This is a genomic window from Natrinema thermotolerans, assembly GCF_031165565.1.
Taxonomy (GTDB): domain Archaea; phylum Halobacteriota; class Halobacteria; order Halobacteriales; family Natrialbaceae; genus Natrinema; species Natrinema thermotolerans.
On record NZ_CP101873.1, the window covers coordinates 2354071 to 2379347 of the forward strand.

General features: G+C 66.3%; 27 protein-coding genes and 2 pseudogenes. 16 read left to right on the forward strand and 13 right to left on the reverse strand.

The window, feature by feature from the left end:
- Positions 1 to 42: 42 nt before the first annotated feature.
- Entirely contained in the window at positions 43 to 1014 is a 972-nt protein-coding gene (locus NP511_RS12135; protein WP_049965694.1) for a hypothetical protein, read from the forward strand.
- A gap of 73 nt (positions 1015 to 1087) precedes the next feature.
- On the opposite strand, the gene ubaA is transcribed toward NP511_RS12135, so the two are convergent.
- On the reverse strand, positions 1088 to 1924 hold the full coding sequence (gene ubaA, locus NP511_RS12140) for an SAMP-activating enzyme E1 (RefSeq protein WP_049965695.1): 837 nt from the start codon (positions 1922 to 1924) through the stop codon (positions 1088 to 1090).
- Positions 1925 to 2101: 177 nt separating this feature from the next.
- Between ubaA and NP511_RS12145 the strand changes: the two genes are divergently transcribed.
- The 4 genes from NP511_RS12145 (at position 2102) to NP511_RS12160 (ending at position 5683) form a co-directional block, all read left to right on the forward strand.
- A complete protein-coding gene (locus NP511_RS12145; protein ID WP_049905393.1) occupies positions 2102 to 2287 on the forward strand; it encodes an HVO_0416 family zinc finger protein in 186 nt (61 codons plus the stop codon).
- Positions 2288 to 2415: 128 nt separating this feature from the next.
- Positions 2416 to 2574 (forward strand): DUF7563 family protein, encoded by a 159-nt coding sequence (locus NP511_RS12150; RefSeq protein ID WP_006180277.1) that lies wholly within the window; start codon positions 2416 to 2418, stop codon positions 2572 to 2574.
- A gap of 74 nt (positions 2575 to 2648) precedes the next feature.
- On the forward strand, positions 2649 to 4526 hold the full coding sequence (locus tag NP511_RS12155; protein WP_006647975.1) for a UvrD-helicase domain-containing protein: 1878 nt from the start codon (positions 2649 to 2651) through the stop codon (positions 4524 to 4526).
- Entirely contained in the window at positions 4523 to 5683 is a 1161-nt protein-coding gene (locus tag NP511_RS12160; RefSeq protein ID WP_049965696.1) for a M24 family metallopeptidase, read from the forward strand. The genes NP511_RS12155 and NP511_RS12160 overlap by 4 nt, the downstream gene beginning before the upstream one ends.
- 23 nt (positions 5684 to 5706) lie before the next feature.
- Here NP511_RS12160 and NP511_RS12165 read toward each other — a convergent pair whose 3' ends face one another.
- Positions 5707 to 5961, reverse strand: a complete 255-nt coding sequence (locus NP511_RS12165; protein ID WP_049965697.1) for a DUF7533 family protein — start codon at positions 5959 to 5961, stop codon at positions 5707 to 5709.
- Positions 5962 to 6139: 178 nt separating this feature from the next.
- Between NP511_RS12165 and NP511_RS12170 the strand changes: the two genes are divergently transcribed.
- Together NP511_RS12170 and NP511_RS12175 are read left to right on the forward strand one after the other, a co-directional pair.
- Positions 6140 to 8026 (forward strand): PAS domain-containing sensor histidine kinase, encoded by a 1887-nt coding sequence (locus NP511_RS12170; protein ID WP_049965698.1) that lies wholly within the window; start codon positions 6140 to 6142, stop codon positions 8024 to 8026.
- Between the two features lie 23 nt (positions 8027 to 8049).
- Entirely contained in the window at positions 8050 to 8655 is a 606-nt protein-coding gene (locus NP511_RS12175) for a riboflavin synthase (RefSeq protein ID WP_049965699.1), read from the forward strand.
- A gap of 43 nt (positions 8656 to 8698) precedes the next feature.
- On the opposite strand, the gene NP511_RS12180 is transcribed toward NP511_RS12175, so the two are convergent.
- Both NP511_RS12180 and NP511_RS12185 read right to left on the reverse strand, forming a co-directional pair.
- On the reverse strand, positions 8699 to 9721 hold the full coding sequence (locus tag NP511_RS12180; RefSeq protein ID WP_049965700.1) for a PrsW family intramembrane metalloprotease: 1023 nt from the start codon (positions 9719 to 9721) through the stop codon (positions 8699 to 8701).
- Between the two features lie 78 nt (positions 9722 to 9799).
- Positions 9800 to 11113 carry a dicarboxylate/amino acid:cation symporter gene (locus NP511_RS12185; protein WP_049965701.1) on the reverse strand — a complete coding sequence of 438 codons (1314 nt, stop codon included), beginning with the start codon at positions 11111 to 11113 and terminating at the stop codon, positions 9800 to 9802.
- Positions 11114 to 11437: 324 nt separating this feature from the next.
- On the opposite strand from NP511_RS12185, the gene NP511_RS12190 reads away from it, so the two are divergent.
- Together NP511_RS12190 and NP511_RS12195 are read left to right on the forward strand one after the other, a co-directional pair.
- Positions 11438 to 11815: a DUF7532 family protein gene (locus NP511_RS12190; protein WP_049965702.1), complete on the forward strand. Its 378-nt coding sequence runs from the start codon at positions 11438 to 11440 to the stop codon at positions 11813 to 11815.
- The gene (locus NP511_RS12195) at positions 11812 to 13248 is read left to right on the forward strand and encodes a ribonuclease FAU-1 family protein (RefSeq protein ID WP_049965703.1); all 1437 of its coding nucleotides are present in this window, start codon (positions 11812 to 11814) and stop codon (positions 13246 to 13248) included. Before NP511_RS12190 ends, NP511_RS12195 begins: the two co-directional genes overlap by 4 nt.
- 80 nt (positions 13249 to 13328) lie before the next feature.
- Here the strand turns inward: NP511_RS12195 and NP511_RS12200 are convergent, their stop codons facing one another.
- From NP511_RS12200 to NP511_RS12225, 6 genes and pseudogenes are all read right to left on the reverse strand, one after another.
- Positions 13329 to 13787, reverse strand: a complete 459-nt coding sequence (locus NP511_RS12200; RefSeq protein ID WP_049965704.1) for an NUDIX hydrolase — start codon at positions 13785 to 13787, stop codon at positions 13329 to 13331.
- A gap of 185 nt (positions 13788 to 13972) precedes the next feature.
- Positions 13973 to 14863 (reverse strand): annotated as a pseudogene (locus NP511_RS12205) (bile acid:sodium symporter family protein); the annotation flags it as partial.
- Between the two features lie 35 nt (positions 14864 to 14898).
- Positions 14899 to 16170: an RNA-guided endonuclease InsQ/TnpB family protein gene (locus tag NP511_RS12210; protein ID WP_049965706.1), complete on the reverse strand. Its 1272-nt coding sequence runs from the start codon at positions 16168 to 16170 to the stop codon at positions 14899 to 14901.
- 141 nt (positions 16171 to 16311) lie between these two features.
- Positions 16312 to 16422: pseudogene (locus NP511_RS12215) on the reverse strand (bile acid:sodium symporter family protein); the annotation flags it as partial.
- A gap of 241 nt (positions 16423 to 16663) precedes the next feature.
- Complete coding sequence (locus NP511_RS12220) at positions 16664 to 16831, reverse strand: DUF7560 family zinc ribbon protein (protein WP_006180265.1); 168 nt, start codon at positions 16829 to 16831, stop codon at positions 16664 to 16666.
- Between the two features lie 201 nt (positions 16832 to 17032).
- The gene (locus NP511_RS12225; protein WP_049965707.1) at positions 17033 to 17467 is read right to left on the reverse strand and encodes a hypothetical protein; all 435 of its coding nucleotides are present in this window, start codon (positions 17465 to 17467) and stop codon (positions 17033 to 17035) included.
- Between the two features lie 105 nt (positions 17468 to 17572).
- Between NP511_RS12225 and NP511_RS12230 the strand changes: the two genes are divergently transcribed.
- Together NP511_RS12230 and NP511_RS12235 are read left to right on the forward strand one after the other, a co-directional pair.
- Complete coding sequence (locus NP511_RS12230; protein WP_049965708.1) at positions 17573 to 17917, forward strand: helix-turn-helix domain-containing protein; 345 nt, start codon at positions 17573 to 17575, stop codon at positions 17915 to 17917.
- A 1-nt stretch (position 17918) separates the two neighbouring features.
- The gene (locus NP511_RS12235) at positions 17919 to 18239 is read left to right on the forward strand and encodes a DUF7521 family protein (RefSeq protein ID WP_006647961.1); all 321 of its coding nucleotides are present in this window, start codon (positions 17919 to 17921) and stop codon (positions 18237 to 18239) included.
- Between the two features lie 39 nt (positions 18240 to 18278).
- On the opposite strand, the gene NP511_RS12240 is transcribed toward NP511_RS12235, so the two are convergent.
- On the reverse strand, positions 18279 to 19334 hold the full coding sequence (locus tag NP511_RS12240) for an aldo/keto reductase (RefSeq protein ID WP_049965709.1): 1056 nt from the start codon (positions 19332 to 19334) through the stop codon (positions 18279 to 18281).
- A gap of 125 nt (positions 19335 to 19459) precedes the next feature.
- Between NP511_RS12240 and NP511_RS12245 the strand changes: the two genes are divergently transcribed.
- From NP511_RS12245 to NP511_RS12260, 4 genes are all read left to right on the forward strand, one after another.
- On the forward strand, positions 19460 to 19675 hold the full coding sequence (locus NP511_RS12245; protein WP_006647959.1) for a hypothetical protein: 216 nt from the start codon (positions 19460 to 19462) through the stop codon (positions 19673 to 19675).
- Positions 19676 to 19751: 76 nt separating this feature from the next.
- The gene (locus NP511_RS12250; RefSeq protein ID WP_049965710.1) at positions 19752 to 20651 is read left to right on the forward strand and encodes an acyltransferase; all 900 of its coding nucleotides are present in this window, start codon (positions 19752 to 19754) and stop codon (positions 20649 to 20651) included.
- Positions 20652 to 20725: 74 nt separating this feature from the next.
- Complete coding sequence (locus NP511_RS12255; RefSeq protein ID WP_006180258.1) at positions 20726 to 21049, forward strand: DUF7577 domain-containing protein; 324 nt, start codon at positions 20726 to 20728, stop codon at positions 21047 to 21049.
- A gap of 243 nt (positions 21050 to 21292) precedes the next feature.
- Positions 21293 to 21607: a HalOD1 output domain-containing protein gene (locus NP511_RS12260; protein ID WP_006647957.1), complete on the forward strand. Its 315-nt coding sequence runs from the start codon at positions 21293 to 21295 to the stop codon at positions 21605 to 21607.
- 17 nt (positions 21608 to 21624) lie between these two features.
- Here NP511_RS12260 and NP511_RS12265 read toward each other — a convergent pair whose 3' ends face one another.
- A complete protein-coding gene (locus NP511_RS12265; protein ID WP_049965711.1) occupies positions 21625 to 22374 on the reverse strand; it encodes a hypothetical protein in 750 nt (249 codons plus the stop codon).
- 435 nt (positions 22375 to 22809) lie between these two features.
- Between NP511_RS12265 and thsB the strand changes: the two genes are divergently transcribed.
- A complete protein-coding gene (gene thsB, locus NP511_RS12270) occupies positions 22810 to 24477 on the forward strand; it encodes a thermosome subunit beta (RefSeq protein WP_049965712.1) in 1668 nt (555 codons plus the stop codon).
- Between the two features lie 245 nt (positions 24478 to 24722).
- On the opposite strand, the gene lrp is transcribed toward thsB, so the two are convergent.
- Positions 24723 to 25187, reverse strand: a complete 465-nt coding sequence (gene lrp, locus NP511_RS12275) for an HTH-type transcriptional regulator Lrp (protein WP_006647954.1) — start codon at positions 25185 to 25187, stop codon at positions 24723 to 24725.
- Between the last annotated feature and the right edge of the window lie 90 nt (positions 25188 to 25277).

Below are 25277 nucleotides of genomic sequence, written 5' to 3' on the forward strand. Positions count from 1 at the left end.
CCGAACCGTAACCCTCTCGGACCCCCTCGGGAGAGTGGGAGTGTGTACGGTCCGATTCGACTCGCCGGCTACCTCGCGCTGCTCGTGACGCCGGCCGCGTTGCTCCTCGGTGCCGTCCGTGCGCCGCCCGACCTCCACGCCGGAGCGGTCTGGGTGCCGCTCGGCGTCGGGCTCGCCGGGACCGTCGTCGCCGCGACGGAGCGACGGCGACTCTCGAGACTCGAGGGGAGCGGGCTCGCTCGCGCGGACGCCGTCGATGCGCTCGCGGTCGCAGCCGCAGCGGTCGTCACGTACGTCCTGAGCGTTCGCGCTGGCCTCGGCCCGGTCGTGGCCGCCGCCGCGGTCGGGTTGCTCGTCGGGGTCGGCCTCCCCCGGATCGACGGCCCGGCCTACTGCGGGACGTTCGTCGGAATGGCCTCGCCGGCGGTGTTTCCCTCCCTCGAGCCGGTCGCGGTCGCGGGCGTGATCGCCGGGCTCGCGTTCGTCGCGACGGCCGGCTCGTTCGACGGCTTCGGCGGCAAGTACGGGACGATCGCGCTCTTTGGCTGCATCACGACGGTTGCCCTGCTCGACGTTGACTACGCCGCCGCCAGCGCACTCGAGCCGCGACTCGCTCCGGCAGTCGTCCTCGTCGCTGGCGTCGCGGCGGTCGCGACCGTCGCGCTCCGGACCCGCGGTGGGGCCAGCTCCGTCGTCGCCTCTGCCGCGGTCGGGCTCGTCGCTGGCATCGCGTTCCCCTCGCTCTTTCCGTCGCTCGGGTCGACGCTGGCCGTGGTCGCCTTCTGTGCCTCGTTCGCCGGGATGTCGGGCGACGAGCGGCTGGCGACCACCGGACAGGTCGCCGCCGCCGGCTGCCTCTGTGGCCTCGTCTACTTCGCGGTCGCACCGTCCCTGTCCGGGGCGGGCGGCAAGCTCGGGACCACCGCGTTCGCCTCCTGTCTCGCCGTCGCCGGCACGTTGCGACTGCCCGCCGTCGTCCGATCGAGACTCGGCCGCACCGCCTCGAGCGGGTGACGGCGGAGCAGGTTTCACCTTTGCGACCGGACTGCGTGCCGACTCGAGGAGTACGTTGAATGGCCGTCAGAACTCAGTCGGCCGAAATCTCGCAGGTCCCCTCGTAGGCCACGTCCGAGACCGACTCGATCTCGGGGTCGTCGCCACAGACTGGACACGCCGGGTTCGGCTGGACGGGGACTTCCTCGAAGCTCATGTCCATCGCGTCGTACAGCAGGAGCCGTCCCTCGAGCAGGTCGCCTTTCCCGAGCAGGTATTTGACGACCTCGGTGGCCTGAATGCAGCCGACGGTCCCGGGGAGGACGCCGAGGACGCCGGTCGTCGCGCAGTCGGGGACGGTACCGGGTTCGGGGGCTTCGGAGAAGATACACCGGTAACACGGCCGCGGCTCGTCGCCGCCGCGTTCGTTCGTGAAGGAGGTGAGCTGGCCCTCGAAGCGGTAGATCGCGCCGTGAAACAGCGGTGTTTCGGTGAGGACGCAGTGGTCGTTCAGCAGGTACCGGGTAGCGAAGTTGTCGCTGGCGTCTAACACGATGTCGTAGTCGGCAACGAGGTCCGCGACGGTGTCGGCCGTGACGCGAGTCTCGTGGGTCTCGACGGTGATATCGGGATTCAGCGCCGCGACGTAGTCGGCCGCGCTGTCGACCTTCGGTCGCCCCACGTCGTCGTCGCCGTGGACGATCTGGCGTTGCAGGTTCGAGCGCTCGACGACGTCGTCGTCGACGATCCCCAATCGGCCGACGCCGGCGGCCGCGAGATACTGAATCGCCGGCGATCCCAGCCCGCCCGCGCCGACGATCAGCACCGACCCCTCGAGCAGCCGCTGTTGGCCCTCAGGGCCGATCTCGTCCATGATGACGTGTCTCGAGTAGCGATCGAGTTGGGTCGCGTCCAGACGCAGGTCGCTCATACGTCGTCGTAGGCTCGAGAGCGAGAAAAGTCCGCGGGTCGACTCGAGAGGGGGCGACGGCTGGCCGAGTCGGTCGCGGTCGGTTCCGTGGCCGCGGGGCCGACGTGTGGGATCGCGAAGGAGGCAGGATTAGCAGCCACCATTCGATTTAATACTGTGGGTTGTGTTCACATGGATATGGCAACCTCACCCAATGACGCCGGTGACGACGTCATCGACCAATTCCTGTCCGACCGCGGTCACTCGGTCGAACGAGTAGGGTGGGAGCAGGAGTATAACAAGAAGCAGTGTCCCGACTGCGGTGGCCTTCACGAGACGTCCGCCAACTCCTGTAGCGTCTGTGGGTGGGAGCCAACGCCGTAGGATCGACCGCTGACTCGAGCCCGTTGCGACCGTCCCGTCGATAAATTCGCGTTCCGTGTAGTGTTTTTATCAGTGCGTATTCGACACAATTATAATGGGTTACAGATGATAGCGTATTGAGGAGAACTATGCCGGAATGCCAGAACTGCGGTGCGTTCGTCACGGAGACGTACGCCCGGGTGTTTACGCCCCGCGGCGTTGAGGATCCCCGCGTCTGTCCGGACTGTCAGGACAAGATACGCGACGGTGCCGAGGTTCGAGACGCCCGTTCCCCACGCGATCCCTGATCGTCGCGTCGTCGTCGGCTTCTGTCGCCGAAAACCCACGTCACTTATGGGTGTCGCGCTCCTGTACAGCTACAATGACTACGACGGACACGACGGTTACCCGCCTGTTCGGCGGTCCGGGAAGCGGGAAGACGACCGCCTTGCTGGACCACGTCGAGGAGATCCTCGAGCAGGACGGGGTCACTTTTCGGGATATTCTGGTCGTCTCGTATACGCGAGCGGCGGCCCAAGAGGTTCGCGAGCGGTTAGCCGAGCGCCTCGACGAGAGTCCGCGTGCGCTGCAGGGCAACGTCTGTACGATGCACGCGAAAGCTTACGAACTGCTTGATCTCTCCCGGAGCGACGTCATCGGCGAATCCGACAAGGAGGGGTTCTGCGAGCAGTACGGCATCGAGTACGAGGACGAGTACTCCGGCGCGGGGCGACGCACCGCCCGTTCGACGACGATCGGGAACAAGGTCATCGCGACGAGCCAGTGGCTCCAGCGGACCAGCCGCGACGTCTCGGACTGGTACGACGTCCCCTTCCAGTGGGACGACGAGGAGGTCCGGCTCCCGCCCGAAATCGACCCGAACGCTCAGGAGGGTAACAAGTACACCCCGACCTGGCCCAGCGACGACGACCGGATCGATGTTCCCGAGGCGATCCGTGGCTGGCGCTCCTACAAGGGCGAAGAGGGCAAGATCGGCTTCGCGGACATGTTAGAGCGGGTCAAACAGCGCTCCCTGCTCCCGAACGTCGACTACCTCGTCATCGACGAGTTCCAGGACATCACGACCCTGCAGTACGACGTCTACGAGGAGTGGAAACCACACATGGAGCAGGTCCTGATCGCCGGCGACGACGACCAGGTCGTTTACTCCTGGCAGGGTGCCGACCCCGCGCTCTTGCTCGAGGAAGAAGTCGACGAGGACATCATTCTGCCGAACTCCTATCGGTTGCCCTCGAACGTCCTCAACGCGGTCAACAAGGAGATCCGTCACATCGAGACCCGACAGGACAAGGACCTCAAGCCCCGCAAGGAAGGCGGTGCCGTCGAGGCCCGTACCAACGCCTCGATGCTCGACGTCGTCCGGAACGTCCGCCGAACCCTCGTCGAGGGCGACGGTACCATCATGGTCCTGTTCCGGGCCCGCTACCAGATGTTCCAATTCATCGATGAGTTCATCACCGAAGGGGTCCCCTTCACCTCGCTGACCGACCAGCGGATGTGGACTGACCGACTCACCCAGTACGTCCGGGCGGTCGAGGCCATCGACGCCGGCGAGGACGTCACCGGCCTGCAGGCCCGCCGGCTCGCCGACATGCTCCAGGAGTCGGCCTTCGGTACCGCGGAACGCGACGACCTCTTCGACGAGATCGACGATCGACAGGAAGAAGCGGGTATCGACGATCTCGAGGACCTCATGATTCCCGCCGATGTCGTCGAGGACCACGCGCCGTTCATGCCCGGCCCCGGCTCGGCGGCCGACATGCTCCGGAAGGTTACCAACTTCCAGAAGAAAAGCGTCCGCTCGTACTTCGCCATCGGCGAGTACCAGGGGATGGACACCGACCGCGTCCGCGTCGGGACGATCCACTCCGCGAAGGGCCGCGAGGCCGACCACGTCTTCGTCGGCACCGACCTCACCGAGAAAGTCGTCGAGCAGATGGTCGCCACCGTCGACGACCCCACCGACATCCCCGGCTGCGAGGAGTTCACCAAGACCACCTCGCCCGTGCCCGTGCTGACCGACAACGAACGCCGCGTCTTCTACGTCGGCATGTCGCGGGCCCGCGAGCGACTCGTCCTCCTCGAGAACCTGGTCGACGGCGCGCCGACGCTGCCGGTCGACGTCCTCCTCGAGAACGAACTGACCGACATGACTCTCGAGGAACTCGTCGAGCAGGCCCAACAGCCCGATCCCGACGCCGAGGCCGACGATCTCGAGGCCGAAGCCGAAGCGCCGTGACCGGTGGGAACGCCGACGGCGCGACGGACAGGCCCGGGTTCGACGACGGCACGGAACTCGGCCGCGAGCGCCGGCGCCACGCGGCCGACGTCCTCTCGACTGCCCTCGTCGACCGCGACGGCGCCGCGTTCGTTCACGCCGGCGTCGACCGCGATCCCGGGATTCGCTACGCCTGCGACCGGCCGGCCGACACGACGGCCGTGGCCTACGACGGCACCGCCGACGAGTGGCTCGTCCGCTCGAGCGCCGAGGGCGGCGGCCACCCCGCTGAGCGGCTGGCGTCGGCATTGGCCAACCGCGGACTCGAGGGAACGATCCTGACGCCGCCGCGAGTCCCACACGACGCCGCGCTCTATCTCGAGCGGGCGGGGTTCGACCTCGCCTCGACGGACGTCCTCGAGCGGGCGCGAGCGACGAAAACGGCCGGCGAGCGCGAGCGCATCGCCGCCGCCCAGCGGGCGGCCGCGGCCGGGATTCGGCAGGCGGCGTCGCTGCTGGCCGAGTCGGCGGTCGTCGACGGCCGGCTCGCAGCGGGCGAGAACGGCGGCGACGGAGCCGACCCCGAACCGCTGACGGCCACCCACCTGCGGACCGCCATCGACGAGGCGATCGTCGGTGCGGGCGGGTTTCCGGCCGGCAATACCGCAGTCGATCCGGACTCGAGTCGCGCCCCCGACGAACCGCTCCGGCCCGGCGAGCCGATCGTCCTCGCGGCCGCACCCCGCGAACCGGCCGGCTACTACGGCGGGCTCGTCCGGACGCTGGTCGTCGACGGCGACGGTGGCCGGGAACGTCGGGTCCACGTCGCCGTCACGCAGTCGTTTCGCTCGGCGCGGTCGATGCTGACCGCCGGCCCGGAGTCGGTGACGGCCGTCGCGGCCGACCTCGAGGCCGAAGTCCGATCGTTCGGGTTCGATACCGAGCAGACGGTCGCGACCGCGGTCGCCGGCGCGGGGCTCGAGCCCCGCGAGCGCCCCCTCGCGGGCGGCGACGAGGTCGGTCCCGGCTCCGTGGTCCGACTCGACGTGGCCGGGCAGGTCGGTCCGGACAGTCGGATCCGGATCGCCGACGTGCTGGTCGTCTCCGACGAGGGCGAGCGGCCCGAGTGGCTCGCCGCCCCGTCTCAGTCGCTGTCGCCCGCGTCGCTGCTCGACTGACCGACCGAGGTCCCGATGCGGTCCTACGGCTCGTCGTCGGTCTCGGAGTCGGGTTCTTTCGCGACCGTCCCGACGACCCGCTCGGCCAGCAGTTCGGGCACGTCGGTCGGCGTCGTCAGCCAGTGTTGGACGACTACGAGGCCGACGGCGAGCCCGATCAGCGCGACGCCGAACGCGGTCTGGCCGCGGAGCAACAGCAGGTCGAGTCCGGCGAGGGCCGCGGGCAAGGCGAGAACGAGCGTGCCCGCGAACTTGATCGTCTCGATGATACCGGCCATCGATACGCGGTAGGGCGGCGACCGGTAAAAACACGGCGACGAGGCACGCTGACCGATCGCCGTGGCCGTCTCTCGTCGGGCGTTTCGTTTGCCGTTGGACGTTCGGATAATTTACTAAAAGATTGAAACCTGTCGGGAATCGTGGTTTCGGTATCGGCTCCGAAACCGACCGCCACCCATGGATCAGGACCCGCGACAGCGATACGAAGCCATCTGTGAAGCCTCGCCCGACGCGATCGTCGTCGCCGACCGCGACGGACGTATCACCTACGCGAACGGCCGCGTCACCGATCTGTTCGGCTACGATCCGTCCGAACTCGTCGGCGAACCGATCGAGACCCTCGTTCCCGAGGCCGCTCGAGCGGGCCACGTCGCCAAACGCGACGCCTACATCGCCGATCCCGAGACCCGCCCGATGGGTGCCGGACTGGACCTCTCGGGCCGGCGGAAGGACGGCTCGGAGATTCCCATCGACATCAGCCTGAGCCCGATCGAGAGCGGCGGCCGATGCGAGGTCATGGCCGCCGTCCGGGACGTTCGCGACCGGGAAACGCTCCGCGCGAAGTACCAGACGATCCTCGAGGCAGTCCCGGACGCTGTCGTCGTCGCGGACGCGGCGACGGGCGATATCGTCGAGGTGAACGAACGGGCCGGTGATCTGCTCGGGTACGAGCCCTGTGACCTCGTGGGGCGGCCACAGACCGTCCTCCACCCGTCCGGGGAGGCCGACCGCTATCGGGCGCTTTTCGAAGAATACGTCGCCGGCCCCAGTTCCGATCGATCGATCTTACATGCGTTTCCGGATGGTGCCGACATCCACGTCGAGACCAGCGGTGGCGAGCGGATCCCCGTCGAGATCAACGCTCACGTCTTCGACCTGTACGACCGCCGATTGATCGCCGGCGTCTTCCGCGACGTGACCGACCGGAAAGAGTACCAGCGACAGCTTCGAACGCTCCATTCGGCGACGCGGCAGCTGATCGCCGCCGACGGTCGTGAGGAGATCGCCGCCCTCGTCGCCGATGCCGCGCGGACGATCCTCGGTTACGAGTACAACGTGGTCCGGCTCGCCGACGACGACCGATTGCGGCCGGCCGCTGTGACCGACGGGGCCGAAACGGAGATGGGCGACCGTCCGATGTACCCGATCGACGGGTCGGCTCCGGTCAGTCGCGTCTACGACAGCGGCGAGTCGCTCCGGTTCGATGACGTTCGGGCCCTCGAGGATGGGTACGACCGCGGCGACGCGCGATCCGCGATGTACCACCCGATGGGCGACCACGGCGTGATCAGCGTCGTCGATCCCGCGGTGGGGACGTTCGATCCGTCCGACGAGGAACTCGCCTCGGTGCTGTCGGTCAACGCCGAGATCGCACTCAACCGACTGTCCTACGAGCGGGATCTCGAGCGCCAGAACGAGCGGTTGGACGAGTTCGCGAGCGTCGTAGCCCACGACCTCCGGAACCCGCTCAACGTCGCCCAGGGACTGCTCGAGGGCGAGCGGACCGGTGTCGTGGCCACCCATGGCGACGAGATCGCAGCCGCCCTCGACCGGATGGAAGGGATCGTCGACGACGTGTTGACGATGGTCCGGGACGGGTACGAGGTCGACGACGCGGAGCCGCTCGAGTTCGATACGATCGTCGCCGACTGTTGGGACTGCGTGGCGACCGCCGATGCGACGCTGCGGGTCGAATCCGACGGCCTCCTCTATGCCGACTCGAGTCGGATCCGCAACCTGTTCGAGAACCTCTTTCGCAACGCGGTGGAACACGGCGGTCCGGACGTCACGGTCACGGTCGCGCTCTCGGAAGGGGGGTTTGCCGTGGCCGACGACGGGCCGGGCATCCCGCTCGCCGACCGCGACCGCGTCCTCGAGCCGGGGTGGACGACCGGCGAGAACGGGACGGGGCTGGGGCTGAACATCGTCCGCGAGATCGCACGGGCCCACGACTGGGGGATCGACGTGACCGAAAGCGCGGCCGGCGGCGCGCGCTTCGAGTTCACCGGGGTCCGGACCGTTCCCGCCGCCGACGCCTTCGAGGCGGACCCGGAACGGCTTTGACGCGTCGCCCGTCAGTTGCGGCTATGTTCACGGGGATCGTCGAGGAGACCGGCGAGATCGTCGCACGAGAACACACCGACGACGGCCTCCGGCTCCGGATCGGTGCCGACGAGGTCGCGACGGGGCTCGAACACGGCCAGAGCATCAGCGTCAGCGGCGCGTGTCTCACCGTCGAAGAGTTCCGCGAGCGCGAGTGGTTCGAGGTCTTCCTCGCGACCGAGACGGTCGAGCGGACCTATCTGGGCGACCTCGAGACCGGCGAGACGGTCAACCTCGAGCGGGCGATGCCGGCCGACGGCCGGTTCGACGGCCACGTCGTCCAGGGGCACGTCGACGCGGTCGCCACCGTCACCGATATCGAGTCCGTCGAAGAGGACTGGTTCTTCGAGTTCGACCTCCCGGCGGCTTTCGACCGATACGTCGTCGAGAAGGGGTCGATCACGCTCGATGGCATCAGCCTGACCGTCGCGGACCTGGACGAGGAACACGGCCGGGTCACCGTCGCGATCATCCCGACGACCTACGACCTGACGACGCTTGCTGAGAAGGAGCCCGGCGATCCCGTCCATCTCGAGGTCGACGTCCTCGCGAAGTACGTCGAACGGCTGCTGGAAGCGCGGTTCGACTGAGCGGGGCTCTCGAGACGGTTCTCGTCGCCCCGCCCCGGCCCGGTCAGCGCTGGGGCGGGTCGAACTCGGTCAGTTCCGGCCGCGAGTCGGCGACGGCGTCGTTCGTGACGGTCTGGTAGGTCCGGCGGTAGCGTGCGAGCTTTCGGTAGAGGTAGTAGCCGACCGCCAGATCGTAGCACACGACGTAGCCGACGAAGGCGACCCCGTAGCCGATCGGGAGCGCGCTGGCCACCTGCCCGGGCACGATGCCGACGGTCACGTTGTACGTGCCGTGGACGAACGCGGCGACGAGCAGCCCTTTGAGGACGATCGGGCCGGCGTACTCGCGGTTGAACTTCGCCAGCCCGAGGTAGTAGCCCGCGATCGCCGAGTAGATGACGTGGCCGGGGCCGGCCAGCGCCCGGACGGTCGCGATCCCGCCCGCCGTCGCGAGGAGGCTGGCCTCGGGTTCCGCCTCGCCGACGACCCGGCCAATGTAGATCGCGTTCTCGATGGCCGCGAAGCCGAGTCCCGCCACGGCACCGTAGACCGCGCCGTCGATCACGGCGTCGAAACTGCTGCTCCGGTAGGCGAAGACCTTTACGGCGAGCAGTTTGACCGTCTCCTCGACGGGGCCGACGATCAGGTAGAAAAAGAGGAGGCTCCCGACGGCCCCGACGCCGAACAGCGGCCGCGTCACTGAGTTTACGACTGCGGCGAACGTCGCGAACAGGATCGCCAGCAGAAAGGTCGCGACGAGCAGCCGTAGCGGTTCCGCCGTCGTGATATCGGCGTACCAGATATACGCCGCGAGCAGTCCCGCGGGGACGAGCGAAAGCGCGAAAAAGCCCGCGAGATACGGGTCCTCGACGACGAGCGCGGCCGGCGAGACGAGCAAGGAGAGAGTGATCACGATCGCGGTTAGCAACACGATCGCCCGAAACCCGTAGCTGACCGCGTTGTAGAGTGTATACGCGATCAGATCCGGGACGGATCGCGGGTTCCACGTCGAGACATCGTAGAGGTCGAGTGACCCGTCTCCGGACCGCTCCTCGGCGCGTTCGACCGGGTCTCGCCTGCGTTGCATGAGCGACGGTATGGCTGCCGGCCGGGTATAGGTTCGGCAACCGGCGGCGCCCCGTCGTCCAGTGTCCCGACGGCCGTCTCAGTCGTCGGTCGTGCCCGGCGTCGAGTCCGGGACGTCCGTCTCCGACCAGACGGTGGCCGTGCGGTCGATCTTGTCGTTCCAGCCGGCGACGAGCGTCGTGACTGCCAAGTCGCCGGTCACGTTGTTCATCGTCCGCAGGCGGTCGAGGATCGGATCGACGCCCGCGACCATGCCGACGACCTCGAGCGGGAGGCCGAGTTGCGTGAGGACCATGGTGAGCATGATCAGGCCGCTCCCGGGGACGCCGGCAGTACCGACGCTCGCGAGGAGGGCCGTCGCGACGACGGTGAACTGTTCGCCGATGGTCAGGGTCTGGCCGACCATGTTAGCGGCGAAGACTGCCGCGACGCCCTGATACATCGCCGTCCCGTCCATGTTGATCGTCGCGCCCAGCGGTAGCGAGAAGCTGTAGACCTCCTCGTCGACGCCGAAGTTCTCGTCGGCGTCGTTCATCGTGACCGGCAGCGTTCCGCTCGAGGAGCGGATCGAGAGCGCGGTTACCATCGCTTCCTTGCTGCCCCGGAGGAAATCCAGCGGTGATTCCCGGAGCAGTCCCCACTGGATGATCAGCAGGTAGGTGACGCCGATGTGGAGGCCGACCGCGATCGCGAGCGCGCCGATGAGCTTGGCAAACGGGGCGATCGCGTCGACTCCGGCGTTCCCGAACGTCGTCGCCATCAGGGCGAAGACGCCGATCACGCCGTACTCCATGACGCCCCAGACGATCTTGAACATCGCTTCCGCGCCGGTTTCCGCGAGTTCGAACACCGTTTCGGCACCCTCGTGAACGGCCGAGTTGACGTCGTACTCGTCTTGCAGATAGGCCAGCGCGAGCCCGAACACGATCGTGAAGAAAATCGTCGGGAGAACGTCGCCCGCGGCCATCGCTCCGACCGGGTTCGTCGGCACGATGTTCATGAACACCTCGACGATGTCGGGGGCCTCTTTGGTCTCGACAGTCGCGTCGGCCACCTCGAGCCCGGTCCCGGGATTGATCAGGTTCGCGACGAACAGCCCGATACCGATCGCGATCGCGGTCGTGACCAGATACAGCGCGACGACCTGCCCGCCGATCTTCCCGAGGTTCGACGGCGAGAGCCGTCTGGCACCCATAAGCAGCGTGAAGACGATGATCGGAATCACGATCATCTGGAGCAGTCGGACGAAGAGATCACCGAGCGGCTCGAGCCGAGTTGCCGGTTCGCCGACCGTCAGGCCGACGAGCGAGCCGAGGACGAACGCGACGCCGATGCGGTAGATGATCGGAACGGATCGATATCGATCGTAGAGCTGCCTGAGTGTGATCGCCATACCCACCCTGGCAATACTTACACAATAAAATCATCGATCCTGAACATACGGTCTGGGTCCGTCGCGCTCGGATATTTATTTTCCAGTGATGGTGTATCATTCTTCCCGGATGAAAATTCACTACAAATAATTACTAATGGATGGGGAAAGGGTGTACGAACGAGCAGGTATCGGTCGGTTGCCTCGATCGGAACCCCTGCCAGCATTGTCTCTCCCCGTCGTCAGAACGATGACCTGTCCTGGCCAGTCCGACGTGCCGGGTCCCGAAAACGCCGATCGCTCGGACTCGGAATCCACAAAGGCCTCCCGTCCGAACCGACGCCCATGCACTTCGACCAGCGAACCCAGCGGGCGCTTCGGGACGCCGGCCTCGAGACCGACGACCTCCGGGCCGCCTCCGAGGCGGTCGTCGAGGCCGTCGCGGACGACGCGGCGGCGCTCGAGGCGTTCTTCGACGACCACGACACCGTCTACTCCGATATGGACATGGCCCACTCGAGTTCGGCGTATCCGGAACACGCGGTCGATTACGCCGACATCACGACCCACGGCGACGAGATGCGGGGCTGGCTCCGGTTCGAGACGTGGGGCGTCTACGTCGAGGGCGGCCGACTTCTGGACGAGGACGTCGTCGAACTCTCCCTCGGCCCGACGATCAACGACCGGGTGCGGTTCGCCGCCGACCGCGACAGGCTGCGATGACGACGGCTCGAGTCCGCGGCATCTACACGACGGCCGTCACGCAACTGCTGAGCGAGGCCGACTGCGAGGTCGTGCAGGCCTCCGAGCCGATTCGGGAGCGCTTCGACCAGTCGTTCGACGCCGCGCCGGCCGACGCGACGGTCGAGACGACCCGCGATCGGCAGGGCGTCGAGATTTCCGGCGACCCCGACGCGGTCGAGACGGTCGCCGACGAACTCACGGCCCTCGCGATCGACGCCTTCCGCTGGGACGACGAGATCCCCCGCGGCGCGGTCTTCGACGCCGAGGTCCTCGAGGCCGGCGGCGGAGGCGGCGCGGTCGTCGATCTGGGCGAGGGCCGGCGGGGCTATCTCGCGTACGACGCCGTCGACGGCTACGTCGACGCGGGCGACCGCTATCGCGTGCAGGTCAGCGAGCCTGCGCCGCCGTGGGACGACGACCGCCCGCTCGTGGAACCGACTCTCGAGGTCGCTGGCGGGCTCTGTACGCTCTCGCAGGATCGCAGCGGCGTCTCGGCGGCGCTGCGCGGCGAGCGCGCCGAGGAACTGGTCGGCATGACCGACCTGCTCTCGGTCGAGATCCCCGAGGGGTGGGGACTGCGCTGGCAACACGCCGCGGCCGACGCCGACCTCGAGGCGATGGGGGCTGCCCTCGAGGACGCCGCGAGCCTGGCCCGGGCGCTCGAGGATGCGCTCGCCGACGCGCCGGCCGAGCCCGGCGAGCCGGGACTGCTCGCCACACCCCGGCGGACCGAGTGGTGTTGGTTCGGCCGCGAGACCCGATTCGAACTGGACGGCGTCCGCCGGCGGGTCGAGACGACGATGCCGGGCCATCACCGGTCGAAGGCCGCCGATCGGGCCGCCAGCGCCGCGGTCGACTTCGCGGAGGCGGTCTGTGGCTCGCTGGGTGCCGATACGACCGACGACGACGCCTTCCCCTTCGCCGCGGTCGCCCGCCAGTTCGGCCCGACGAACGGCGACCGCCTCGAGATCGGCCACGGCAAACCCGATGGCCGGCTCATCTCGTTAGGTCGTGGCGAGGTCACCGACTGGGACCCCGAGGGCAAGCTCACCCTCGAGCGGTCGATGAGCGGCGGCGGCAGTTACGACGCGCTCGGGGTGCCCAAGGAGTCGGGCGACGTGGCCGTGACGAAGTTCCGCGAGGGTCGGTGGTGGTATCCGACGACCTACAAGGCGGCCGACGGCACGCCGAAAGGGACCTACGTCAACGTCTGTACGCCGGTCGAACTCTTTCCGGATACCGCGCGGTACGTCGACCTCTACGTCGACGTGATCCGGCAGCGTGACGGGACCGTCGAGATCGTCGACGCGGACGACCTCGAGGCGGCCGTCGACGACGGACTCGTCGCCGAGGATCTCGCTGCAAAGGCGATGAACGTGGCGGAAGCCGTCGAGCGGGCACTCTCGAAATAGGGTCCGCGTTTTCGGTGCGCTCGCGCTCGAGAGCGGCGCGACTGGGAGCGTCCGCCCGGAACGCGATCCGCGACCGGCGATCAGTCCGAGGCGCTCGAGGCCGGTTCGGCCCCCGCGGCGACCGGGAGCAGATCGACGTACTCGTCGAGATCGAGCGCGAACTCCCCCGCCGTCGCCGGCCGGACCCAGCGGAACTCGAACTCCGAGCCGTGTTCGCCGCCGCCGTCGGTGACGGTGTGGGTCCACCGATCTCGCGGTTCGTAGACCGTGGCGTGGAAGAAGTGCCGAACGTAGCGCTTCGGCGGTTCCTCGCGTCGGGTCCAGACGTCGGTCGTCAGATGCTGCGCGCCGTTCAGCGTTCCCAGTCCGCTCTCCTCACGGACTTCCCGGAACAGCGCTTCCTGCGGGGATTCTCCCGGCTCGAGGGTGCCTTTGGGAATCTGGAGCCCGTCGTGGCCCGGCCCCTCGAAGACCAGTAGCTCGCTCGAGCCGCGCGTGATGTAGGCACACGCCTTCCGGACGTACGTGACGTCGGCCATGGTACAGTATAGCATACCGTGCCACTATAAAAATCTGTCATGGATGCAATTCAAGGAGCTTAAGGGGATTTCTCGGTCGGATCGCGGACGAATCTCGGCGGCTTCATACGGTTTCCTGTCGGTCGTTGCCGGCGCAACCGCGACCTGGCGTCGGTTGTGTCGGGAAATCGGTACAGCAATCCGTATCAGTCGGCAGCGACCGGTTCCTCGTCCCCGACCGGCGCGTCCCCGTCGAGGTAGGTAAACAGCGTCGCCAGCGCCGGGCCGGAGACGTTGTGCCAGACGCTAAAGAGCGCCGGGATCAGTGCGGCACCCGCGCTGAAGTGGGCCGTCGCGAGCGCGACGGCCAGGCCGCTGTTCTGGAGGCCGACCTCGAACGCACACGCTCGCGCTCGATCCTCCGCCATGTCGGCCGCGTGACCGACCGCGTAGCCGGCCCCGAGCCCGAGGCCGTTGTGCAACACGACCGCGAGGAAGACCAGTGCGCTCGCGCCGAGGATCGTCTCGACGTTGAGGCCGACGACCGCCGCCACGATGGCGACGATGGCGATCACGCTGATCGCCGGGAAGATAGAGAGTCCGGCCTGTGCAAGCGCCGGCGCGTACTCGTCGAGGACGTAGCGCAGCACCAGGCCCCCGACGACCGGGAGCAAAACGACCTGCACGATCGACGTCGCCATATCCATGAACGTGACGGTGATCGACTCGCCGGCCAACAGGACGATCCACGCCGGCATCACGAGCGGCGCGGCGATCGTCGTCACCGACGTGATCGACACCGAGAGCGCGACGTCGCCGCGCCCGAGATAGGTCATCACGTTCGAGGCGGTCCCGCCCGGGGCCGCGCCGACGAGTATCAGGCCGAGACCGATCTCCTCCGGCAACCCAAGCGCGCCGACGAGGACGTAGGCGATCGTCGGCATCAGGAGCCATTGGCTCATTGCGCCGATGAAGACGTCCCGCGGCCGCTCGAGGATGCGACGGAAGTCCGTGGGGGTCAGCGTCAACCCCATCCCGAGCATGATGATGCCCAGCAGCGGTGTGATGTAGGGTGCGATCGGGGTCAACCGCCTCGGGGTCAAGCCCCGAGGCTTGTCGGTGGACTCCCGTTCTAACCGAGTAATTCGGCAGGCGTGTAATCACCGTTCACGTTCAGCGCCCCTGACTTGAGGGTCAGTTGACTAGTGGCCCATCCACCGCGAGACTTCTGCCCGCGATGGATATACCCGCAGTATCGGTTGGCGATGTTCTTCGCCGCGTTGTAATCCGCGTTCACCTCATACCCACACGACTGACACGCAAACTGCTTGTCGTCGCGGTTGTCCTCGTGGGTAAACCCACAGTGACTACACCGCTGACTCGTGTACGCAGGATTCACCGTATCCACGAACAACGCCGTGGATTCAACCTTGTACTCCACGAGTTCCACGAACTTGCTGTAGGCCCACTGCTGGAACTTCGACCCATTAGCGATGTTCTCGCGGATATGGTCAAGGTTCTCGAAAATAATGCCGTCCACATCCGCGTCGTGGGCTTCCGCGATGAGGTCGTTCGCTCTGTTGTGCAACCAGTCCAACGACCAATCCGAGAACCGACTGCCAATGGACTGAATCGTGAGGTGCGCGGAGCGAGTGCCAGCCTGTTGCAGTTTGGCGCGGCGTTGCTCGTACTGGTCGCGCTTGTGGGTGAGGTAGTCCGCACTGCCGATGAACTCTCCAGTTGAGGTGACGGCGAACGCGCCAGTCACGTTCAAGTCCACGCCGAGAACCACTCCGTTCTCGGGGGCGTCATCATCGTGACTGGCTTCTTGGCGTTCTGTTCCGTCAACCACGTAGTCGGGGTTCTTCAGCGTGATGTGCAGGTAAAACGTGTCGTCCTGCTCGTCGTACTGGAGCGTGGCGCTTGAGGCATCCCAGTCGTCACTCTCGTAGTACCGTCCAAATGGCGTCCCCTCTCGCTCCTCTTTTGGTGGGAGGGCGTATTCAGCGGTGACTCTGCCGTTCGGCGTGGACAGCGTGGCGTGGTCGTCGTTGAACGTCGCACTCCGCTTGTCGTAGACGACACTCCACGAGTCGAACTCGGGTTGACTCGTCTTCTCGCTGTCCTTGAGTTTCTCAACGCCTGCATCGACGGCTTCGATGGCGCGGCGGATGCCTTTTTGGACGAGGTTCGCGGTGAGGTCGGTCTCCTCGCGCAACTCGTCGTACAGGGCGTTTTCGGCTTTGCTCTTGCTGGTGACACAGTAGTCGTCGTAGCGCCACGCCCACTCGCTGGTGCGATTGGCGCAGTGCAGGAATTGCTTCTTGGTTTGATGGAGGTCGCCACGACGCTCTTCGGGCACGTCGAGCTTGATGGGCACGGTGCGTCGTGGAGCGTCGTCCATCCGTGGTTCAAATTTACTCCTATTGCCTAATAAAATTTTACGTATGGATAGGGGTTGGTCCTGCTATCGAGCGTGGTGAGTTTCATCGAGTGTCGGCTTCCTCCCCGACCTCAAGGGTCGGGGCATCCGCCTCGTACCGCCTGTGAACGTCTCGGGGGAGTAGAGCGCGAGCGGGGAGACGACCAGTACCCAGACGACGAAATACTTGCTCGTCACCGATCCGACTCGTTCCAGAACACGCTGCAAACTCATTCGGCTCTCACCGCACTGTGAAACATGCACAGCCGTCTGTGAGTCTGCTACATTAATACTACGGCTTACGTGTACGTTTGCCACCCCGTGAGACTCGAGTCGGGACGCGGTGACGAGCGGCTACCGATCGGGAGCTATTCGACGGCCGGCTTCGGGCGAGTACCCGTGACCGCCGTGACGGGGCCGGGTCGGTGAGATAGGAACGGGGCTCGAGACGCGGGTCGTCGCATCGGTGAGCGATCTATGCCGGATCCGCGCGTTCGGTGCTGCCGGCGACCGGTGTGAAGTGATCGTCGGCGACGGGCCGGCCACAGACGGGACAGCCGTTGGCCAACGTCGCCTCTCGCACGGGCTCGGTCACCGCCATCTCCTGGCGACAGTCGGGGCAGGTGAATTCGTACGGTGTCATGGTGGGTGGTGTCCTCGACGACTAGACCTTCGGCTCCATCCCCGATAGGGAGACGACCCAGATATAGAGGGTCGTATATACGTGGGTCCGCCGATCCCCACGATCACGGCCCGACGGCCGATCGCAGGAGTTCGGATTCGACCGTTCGGCGGTGTTCGGTACCCGTACTCGAGACACTGCCCGATCGGTCGACTCGAGCCGCTACAGGACGTTCGCCGTAACGAACGCGATCTGGCCGAGGACGAGGGTCAGGAGGACCGTCAGCACACACAGTTCGTAGTACCCGCGCCGGCGATCGAACGCCTCGGTGCCCTCGAGGGCCGTCCCGAGCGCACGCAGTCCGAGATAGGCGGCCGCCACGAGGCCGGACGCGGCGGTCAGCGCGAGAACCGTCGGCGCGTATTCCGGGCCGTAGTACGTCCCGACCGACCAGCGAATCCGAACGCTGTCTCCGAGGATCGGCGCGGACGCGAGGCTCACCGCGACGCTCGCGAGGACGACGAGGAGCCCGCCGGCCGCGGTCGGCCGGAGCCGGCCGCCGACGGGACTCGCACACAGCGTCGCCAGCCGCGTCGCGACGCGGCGGAATCGATCACGGAACCGCTCGAGCCGTCCGGTAGTTCGGGTCGATGACATCGTATGCTCACGGACGGGGGCCGGACGGAAAGCCCGTCTCGCACGACTGCAGCGGCTGCAGTCGTGAAAATCCCTTTATGTTCGTTCTCGGTACAGACCCGTACCGTGAGTGAGGAGCCGGACGTCGAGACGGTCGGGACCCTGCTGGAGGACCCGACAGTGCGCACGATCCTCACCCAAACGAGCCAGGAACCCATGTCAGCGACTACTCTGAGTACCCACTGCGACGCGTCCCAACCGACGGTGTATCGACGGCTCGAGGACCTCCGGGAGTGCGGTCTCCTCGTCGAACGGACTAGGCCCGACCCCGACGGCGGCCACCATCGGACCGTCTACTCGACGAACCTCGAGCGGATCACGGTCGATCTCGAGGGCGGCGAACTGACCCTCCGTATCGAGCGTCGCGAGGACATGGCCGACCGGTTCACGGACCTGATAGAGGGGATCTGACGTGCGCTCGCTCCCGCTGCAGCTCTGGGAGGCCTCGCCCGCCGAGTGGGTTGCCACGTTCGTGCAGGCGACCGATATCCTGAGCGCGGTCATCGGGCTGTTCATCGCGTATCAGGCCTATCGGGGCTACCGGCGAAACGACAGCCGGCCGATGCTGGTGATCGCCGTCGGGTTCCTGTTCGCGCTCGCGGTCCCGTTCCTACTCGTGATCCTCTACGCGATACTCCCGTTCCTCTCGGAGACGCTGCTTGCGGTCTGCAGTCAGGCGAGCCAGCTCTCGGGGCTGCTCGCGATCCTGTACGCGCTCCGGATGCCGGCCTGAACGTGCCGGTCTGGGTTCGAAAAACGCCGTTGTGCCCGATCAGTCGGCGGCGAGCTTGTCCAGCCCGGCCGACTCGATGTCTGCCCCGTCGACCGACGACCGCAGCGCGTCCATCCCGTCGTCGCGGTCGATGTCGAAGTCGTTCGCGTAGCGTTCGTCGACGCGGGTCATCTCCTCGTCGGTGAGCTTGGGTACGTCGCTGGCGGCCGCCCACTCGTCGATGTCGCCTTTCGTACGGAACGTCGGCGTCACGGTCGCGACGGGGTCGTGGGAAAGCAGCCACGCGATCGCGGCCTGGCCCATCGTGCGTTCGCCGTCCCGTTCCAGGAAGCGCAGCTGCTCGAGTTTCTCCCAGCCGGTCTCGTACCACTCGTCGGGGCGGAAGCCCCGATGGTCGCCCTCGCCGAGTTCGGTGTCGGGCGTGACCTGCTCGTTGAGAATGCCCGAGGAGTGTGGCACCCGGGGGATGAGGCTGGTCGACGACCCCGTCCGCTCGATCGTCTCGAGGAAGTGGTTCCCGACCTCCTGCTCGAGGACGTTCCAGACCAGTTGGACGGAGTCGAACTCCTCCTCGATAGCGAGGTCGCCCTCGGCGAGCCAGCCGATCGAGGGGCCGAGCGCGAGGCCGGTCGCGTCGATCAGGCCCTCCTCCTCGAGTTCGTCCAGTAGCTCGAGGACGTCGGGGGTGATCTCGTCGACGTCGGCGTTGTGGAGTTGGAGGACATCGACGGAGTCCATGTCGAGCCGCTCGAGGCTCCCCTCGACGGCGTCCCGAAGGTACTCCGGATCCATCTCCTTGGGGAGTTCCCCGTGGCCGGCCTGTGGGTTGTTGTAAAAGTCGTAGCCGACCTTGGTGGCGACGGTGACCTCGTCGCGGACCTCGGCCAGTGCCTCGCCGAGCAGTTCCTCGCTGTCGCCGTGGCCGTAGACGTCGCCCGTGTCGAAGTAGGTGATCCCCTGATCGACGGCGTACTGGACCATCTCGATGGCGTCGTCCGCGGAGCGGTCGCCCCACCAGTCGGTCCCGACGACCCACGCACCGAAGCCGACCTCGCTGACCTCGACGCCGGAGTCGCCCAGTTCGCTGTGTTGCATATCGACCCCTTCGTAGTGGGGGAACTTATGGTGAACGGAACGCTCGAGGGTTCGGTCCGAACGGGTTCGGGCGGGACCGCGTCGGCGAGGCGAATCGTTATTTGCCCGCGGCCGGCAGCTACGGTATGGCCGCCGCTCGCAGCCGCAATCCCCGACTGATCCTGTTCGGGGTCGTCCTCGCACTGCTTCCGATCGGACTGCTTGCCGGTCGCTCCCTCGAGTTCGCGACCGATCGGCTGACGATCAGCGGCGTCGTCGTCGGCGTCGTCTTGGTCGTCGTCGCGCTCGCGATCCCCGTCCTGTTGCTCGCTAGCTGGCAGGCCGAGAACGAATCGCGGTGACACGCGTGCCAGTGGGTCCGGCAACCGGGACCGGACAACCGAACCCCTATCAACTCGGCGGGCAATACTTCGGGGTATGACAAAGCGGTACGTGTCGCTCCCCGACGAGGCCGAATCGGGGATGCGCGAGTTCATCGACGAGGTCGATCGACGGCTTGCGAGCGACGAGGACACCTGCTCGATCGTCGAAGACGTCCTGATCGACCTCTCGGGCGACCGCCAGGCCTACGAGCGCTGGCAGCGCGGCGAGTCGGTGTCGGCGGCCGAACGCGTCCGCCTGCAGAGCTACGATCCCTGCAACACCACGCTCGAGAGCGAGTACTACGCCGAGAAGGACGAGGAGCGGTTCCGCCGCTCGAAGCACCTCCAGTGGCTCTGGCGGCAGTTCGACAGCCTCCCGATCGCGGACAACGTCGAGTTCGCGCTGCGATTCCGGCGGATGCTCGCGGACCACCTCTTCGAGGAGTGTGGCGACAACTGCCGGTTTTTCAAGGGTATCACCTTCACCTACGGCCACAACATCACGATCGGGGACAACACGGTCGTCCACGACGACGTCCACCTGGACGACCGCGGGAAACTCACCATCGGCGACCGCGTCTCGATCTCCGACGGCGTCCACGTCTACAGCCACGACCACGACGTCGTCGACCAGACCGAGGTCCGCAACTACCACACCATCGTCGAGGACGACGTTCGGCTCACCTACGACGCGATGATCCGGGCCGGCTGCAAGGTCGGCGAAAACGCCATCGTCGGCGCGCGCGGCATCGTCCAGAACGACGTCCCCGCCCACCACATCGCGATCGGGATGCCCGCCACGAGCGTCAAGATCAAGCCCGGCTGGGAGGACGTCGCCACGCCCGTCGACGAGGCCGGCACGAGCCGTCAGGCACAACGGCGGATCGAGTACGATATCCCGGACGACCTCGAGGTCTTCGACGAGTTCGGCCGGGACCTTCAGCCACCCGAGTAGGTCCCGTTTCTCGAACTGTCTTCGATTCGGACGGCGGGGAATAGCCAAGTGCCTCGAGAACATATGTCACGGTGATGGAGCTGTGGGGCTGGCTCATCGGATACATCGCGCTGTTTGCCCTGTTACACCTGTTACTGTACTATCTCTACGCCCGGCGCGACGACGGCGACGGTGAGCGGACGCCGTCGCTGGCCGATCCGAACCGCGCGAGCGTCCGTTCCTCGCCGGGCTCCGACCGGTATCCGCACGCGTCCGACGACGTCGACGCCGAGCCGGTCCCCGACGACCGGGCGGTGGTCGACGGCGAACCGACCCGCTGTCCCCACTGCGGTGCGCCCAACGAGGGCGATCAGGCGTTTACGTACTGCTGGAACTGCGTGTCCGCACTGCGCCGATAAACGCCGGCACGGACTGGTGCCCTTCTCGAACGCGGATCGATCCGGGACCCGTTCGACGATCCGGCATCGGCACTCACTGTCGCCGTTCGGTGCCCCGTCGCAACTCGACTGCACACTTCGTTTCTAGTTCGTGGATACTCTCGAGTTCTAACTACTGTTCCTCCGTCACTCTTCCAGATTGGTGCAGTAATAAACGATTACGTTTTTGGTTCTCAAGTGAGGACTGGACGCAGACGAACCGCAATGAACGATTACGCTTCCGCCGCCGCCCGGTCTCGCTCTCCGCCCCTGTATCGCGTCTCGCACGATCCCGCCGGCCCGGCGACGCTCAGCACGACCGTGATCCACGCGCTGGCCGACTGCATGGGCGTTGACGTCACCGACGGCCGCGTCGCGCTGTACGATACCGTCGATCCCGCCGCGCTGGACAGGCTCTTCCGACCGCGTCACAACGGCAGTCCCCGGACCGGCGGCGCGCTCTCGTTCGTCGTCGATGGCTACCACGTCACGGTCAGGGGCGACGGTGAAATCCTGATCGAACCGCCGACCCGGCGCTGAAAACAACCGTTTCTTCGTCAGCTCGAGAGGTCGGTCGCGAGCCGCTCGAGGTGATCGACGCCGACGACGGCGACGACGTCGCCCGACTCGGCCCGGAGATCCTCGAGGCGATCGATCATACACTGCTCGCGCGTGTCGTCGCGATAGGACAGCGCCGTTCCGTCGGTATCGACGCCGCCCAGTAGCGCCTGCACGCCGGCCACGTGGGCACGCTCGTGGTCGGCCTGTCGCTCTGGCGAGTCGTCGCGGTCGCAGTCGTATTCGGCCTTCGTGCCGGGGACGACCGTCATCGAGGTCGCGTGAGTCAGCGTCGCGGCGACCCGACAGGCGAGTGCCTCGCGGGTCGCGCCGCCGACGCTCGCGAGGACGCGCCGGGCGGTCCCGGCCGAGACGCGGTCGGCGACCAGCCGCCGGACGAGCAGTCTGAGAAACGACCAGTTCGGCGCGTCAATCCCGACGGGATCGGCCTCGGGTGCGGCCCGAATCGCGGCGCTCATCTCACCGCCGAACCGCGGCGACGCCGCGTCGTCGGCGCGATCACGGGCGTAGACGCGATACAGCGGGACGGCGATGGCCGGTAACTCGAGGGCGACCGTCTCGGGCTCGATCCGCTCGAGGACCCGCTCGACGCGCGCGACGCTTGCAGGGTGGTCGTGGACGACCCCGACGAGTACGAGGTCGCCGTCCGGTCCGGGGAGCCGGCGGCAGAACTGGGGGGTGATCCGGGGGTCGTCGAACGATTCGGGAAAGGACGGGGACTCGTCCATGCTCGAGTGGTAATACGTGACTACCGGCATAACCCTTCCGTTGTGTTGACTCGATGCTGAGTCAGTATTTATTCGCCAACCGACGCCGGGTCGGGTATCGTTTCGGCCGTAAAACCACGGCTTTCCGGACCGGTGGATCAGCGGTTCAGTCGTCGGTCCCAAACGAGGGTCGTGAGACGGGTTTTCGACGTCGTCGTGAGGGGTGGCATCGGCTGGTCCGAACGAGGATCCCGTCGCCACACACTATCTAATATAAAAGCACCGTGCCGACCCCCGGCTGGGAACGATTCACGAGCCGATCCGATTGGCGAAATCGGTCGTCAATCCCGTACACTGTGGCGGTTTTCGTCGGCAAATCGGCCGCCGGACTGGTACGGTCGACTGCGACGATTGAGAAAGCTTTATGTAGAATCACAATCAATCGATCGAGTGACTATGAGTCAGCGAATGCAGCAGGGGCAGCCGATGATCGTAATGAGCGAGGACTCCCAGCGCGTCAAGGACAAGGACGCGCAGGATTACAACATCAGCGCCGCCCGTGCGGTCGCTGAAGCCGTTCGATCCACACTCGGCCCGAAGGGCATGGACAAGATGCTCGTCGACTCCATGGGATCGGTGACGATCACCAACGACGGCGTCACCATCCTCAAGGAGATGGACATCGACAACCCGACGGCCGAGATGATCATCGAGGTCGCCGAAACGCAGGAAGACGAGGCCGGCGACGGCACCACGACCGCCGTCGCGATCGCCGGCGAACTCCTCAAGAACGCCGAGGACCTCCTCGAGCAGGACATCCACCCGACGGCGATCATCAAGGGCTTCCACCTCGCTTCCGAGCAGGCCCGCCAGGAGATCGACGACATCGCGACCGATATCGACACGAGCGACGAGGAACTCCTCCGAAAGACCGCCGAGACCTCGATGACCGGCAAGGGCACCGAGGTCAACAAGGAGTATCTCGCCGAACTCATCGTCGAGGCCATCCGGCAGGTCACCGTCGAGGACGAGAACGGCGACAACGTCGTCGACCTCGAGTTCCTCAACATCGAGACCCAGACGGGTCGCAGCGCCGGCGAGTCCGACCTCCTCGAGGGCGGCATCGTCGACAAGGACCCCGTCCACGACAACATGCCCAACTCGGTCGAGGACGCCGACATCCTCCTGCTCGACGAGGCGATCGAAGTCGAGGAGACCGACGTCGACACCGAGGTCTCGGTCACCGACCCCGACCAGCTCCAGAAGTTCCTCGACCGCGAGGAGAAACAGCTGCAGGAGAAAGTCGACAAAATCGCCGACATCGGCGCTGACGTCGTCTTCTGCCAGAAAGGCATCGACGACCTCGCCCAGCACTACCTCGCCAAGGAAGGCATCCTCGCGGTGCGACGCGCCAAGAAGTCCGACCTCGAGTTCCTCCAGGAAGTCGTCGGCGCGGCGATCGTCTCCGACCTCGAGAGCGCGACCGCCGATGACCTCGGCTTCGGCGACGTCACCCGCGACGAGGAAGACGAACTCTTCTACGTCGAGGGCGAGGACGCCCACGGCGTCACCCTCCTGCTGCGCGGCTCGACCGACCACGTCGTCGACGAACTCGAGCGCGGCGTCAACGACGCGCTCGACGTCGTCGCACAGACCGTCTCCGACGGCCGCGTCCTCGCGGGCGGCGGTGCCATCGAGGTCGAACTCGCCGGCCGTCTGCGCGACTACGCCGACTCCGTCTCCGGTCGCGAACAGCTGGCCGTCGAGGCCTTCGCCGACTCGCTCGAACTCGTCCCGCGCGTCCTCGCCGGGAACGCGGGACTGGACTCGATCGACACGCTCGTCGACCTGCGTGCGGCCCACGACGACGGCCAGATCACGGCCGGCCTGAACGTCTTCTCGGGCGACGTCGAGGACACCTTCGAGGCCGGTGTCGTCGAACCGGCCCACGCCAAGGAACAGGCCGTGACCTCCGCCGCAGAGGCCGCGAACCTCGTTCTCAAGATCGACGACATCATCTCCGCCGGCGACCTCTCCACCGACAAGGGCGACGACGAAGAGGGTGGCCCCGGCGGTGCCGGCGGCATGGGCGGCATGGGCGGCGGCATGGGCGGCATGATGTGAACCTAAATTTTGCTCTGCGAGCGCGGCGAAGCCGCGCTCTCGGCAAAATTTAGTATAAAAACACTCCTCCTTCCGTTCCGACCCGCTACGCGGGTCTCCACATCAGTCGTCGGCCCGCTCGCTCACTGCGTTCGCTCGCGGTAAAGGCGTCGTTCGGGTTCTTCGAACCGCTCACTCGCCGATCTTGCCCGTCGTTTAGTGTCGCCACTGCCCCGGTTGTGGAGTGTTCAAAAAGACCCGTCCGATTACTCCTCGTCCTCGACCTCGAGTTCGAACTGTTCGTTCTCGCTCACGGCGTTGAGAACGACGCTCGTGTTCGAGGCCTTGATATCGGGATCGGTCAGCAGTTGCTTGATCTGGTCGTTCATCCCGTCGGTGTCCTCGAACTTGCCGATGGCGATCACGTCGTAGTCGCCGGTGACCTCGTAGACGCTGGTCATCTGGCGGTGATCGCGCAGCGTGTCGGTGACGTCCGGGAGGGCGTTCCCCTCGACCTGCAGTTGGATCACGGCGGTCACGTCGTAGCCGACCGCGTCGTAATCCACCCGCGGGGTGTAGCCCTCGATCACGCCTTGCTCCTCGAGATCGGAGAGGTGGTTCGAGACGGTGGTCACGGACACGTCGAGTTCCTCCGCGAGGCTTCGCAGGCTCGCCCGGCCGTCGCCGAGAAGTGCATTCACTAGTTTTGCATCGAGATTTTCGTACGTCATCAGGTACACCCACTCACTGTGCCCTTTAGAAATTTACGAATATGCAGTTTCGAGAGGGAGAGCGAAGATTTGCACGGAACGGTAGTGCTT

What these genes read in the sequence shown, in the direction of transcription:
- ubaA (WP_049965695.1), bottom strand. Translation starts at nt 1,924, where the DNA reads ATGAGCGACCTGCGTCTGGACGCGACCCAACTCGATCGCTACTCGAGA.
- NP511_RS12145 (WP_049905393.1), top strand. Translation starts at nt 2,102, where the DNA reads ATGGCAACCTCACCCAATGACGCCGGTGACGACGTCATCGACCAATTC.
- NP511_RS12150 (WP_006180277.1), top strand. Translation starts at nt 2,416, where the DNA reads ATGCCGGAATGCCAGAACTGCGGTGCGTTCGTCACGGAGACGTACGCC.
- NP511_RS12155 (WP_006647975.1), top strand. Translation starts at nt 2,649, where the DNA reads ATGACTACGACGGACACGACGGTTACCCGCCTGTTCGGCGGTCCGGGA.
- NP511_RS12165 (WP_049965697.1), bottom strand. Translation starts at nt 5,961, where the DNA reads ATGGCCGGTATCATCGAGACGATCAAGTTCGCGGGCACGCTCGTTCTC.
- NP511_RS12170 (WP_049965698.1), top strand. Translation starts at nt 6,140, where the DNA reads ATGGATCAGGACCCGCGACAGCGATACGAAGCCATCTGTGAAGCCTCG.
- NP511_RS12175 (WP_049965699.1), top strand. Translation starts at nt 8,050, where the DNA reads ATGTTCACGGGGATCGTCGAGGAGACCGGCGAGATCGTCGCACGAGAA.
- NP511_RS12180 (WP_049965700.1), bottom strand. Translation starts at nt 9,721, where the DNA reads ATGCAACGCAGGCGAGACCCGGTCGAACGCGCCGAGGAGCGGTCCGGA.
- NP511_RS12185 (WP_049965701.1), bottom strand. Translation starts at nt 11,113, where the DNA reads ATGGCGATCACACTCAGGCAGCTCTACGATCGATATCGATCCGTTCCG.
- NP511_RS12190 (WP_049965702.1), top strand. Translation starts at nt 11,438, where the DNA reads ATGCACTTCGACCAGCGAACCCAGCGGGCGCTTCGGGACGCCGGCCTC.
- NP511_RS12195 (WP_049965703.1), top strand. Translation starts at nt 11,812, where the DNA reads ATGACGACGGCTCGAGTCCGCGGCATCTACACGACGGCCGTCACGCAA.
- NP511_RS12200 (WP_049965704.1), bottom strand. Translation starts at nt 13,787, where the DNA reads ATGGCCGACGTCACGTACGTCCGGAAGGCGTGTGCCTACATCACGCGC.
- NP511_RS12210 (WP_049965706.1), bottom strand. Translation starts at nt 16,170, where the DNA reads ATGGACGACGCTCCACGACGCACCGTGCCCATCAAGCTCGACGTGCCC.
- NP511_RS12220 (WP_006180265.1), bottom strand. Translation starts at nt 16,831, where the DNA reads ATGACACCGTACGAATTCACCTGCCCCGACTGTCGCCAGGAGATGGCG.
- NP511_RS12225 (WP_049965707.1), bottom strand. Translation starts at nt 17,467, where the DNA reads ATGTCATCGACCCGAACTACCGGACGGCTCGAGCGGTTCCGTGATCGA.
- NP511_RS12240 (WP_049965709.1), bottom strand. Translation starts at nt 19,334, where the DNA reads ATGCAACACAGCGAACTGGGCGACTCCGGCGTCGAGGTCAGCGAGGTC.
- NP511_RS12245 (WP_006647959.1), top strand. Translation starts at nt 19,460, where the DNA reads ATGGCCGCCGCTCGCAGCCGCAATCCCCGACTGATCCTGTTCGGGGTC.
- NP511_RS12250 (WP_049965710.1), top strand. Translation starts at nt 19,752, where the DNA reads ATGACAAAGCGGTACGTGTCGCTCCCCGACGAGGCCGAATCGGGGATG.
- NP511_RS12255 (WP_006180258.1), top strand. Translation starts at nt 20,726, where the DNA reads ATGGAGCTGTGGGGCTGGCTCATCGGATACATCGCGCTGTTTGCCCTG.
- NP511_RS12260 (WP_006647957.1), top strand. Translation starts at nt 21,293, where the DNA reads ATGAACGATTACGCTTCCGCCGCCGCCCGGTCTCGCTCTCCGCCCCTG.
- NP511_RS12265 (WP_049965711.1), bottom strand. Translation starts at nt 22,374, where the DNA reads ATGGACGAGTCCCCGTCCTTTCCCGAATCGTTCGACGACCCCCGGATC.
- thsB (WP_049965712.1), top strand. Translation starts at nt 22,810, where the DNA reads ATGAGTCAGCGAATGCAGCAGGGGCAGCCGATGATCGTAATGAGCGAG.
- lrp (WP_006647954.1), bottom strand. Translation starts at nt 25,187, where the DNA reads ATGACGTACGAAAATCTCGATGCAAAACTAGTGAATGCACTTCTCGGC.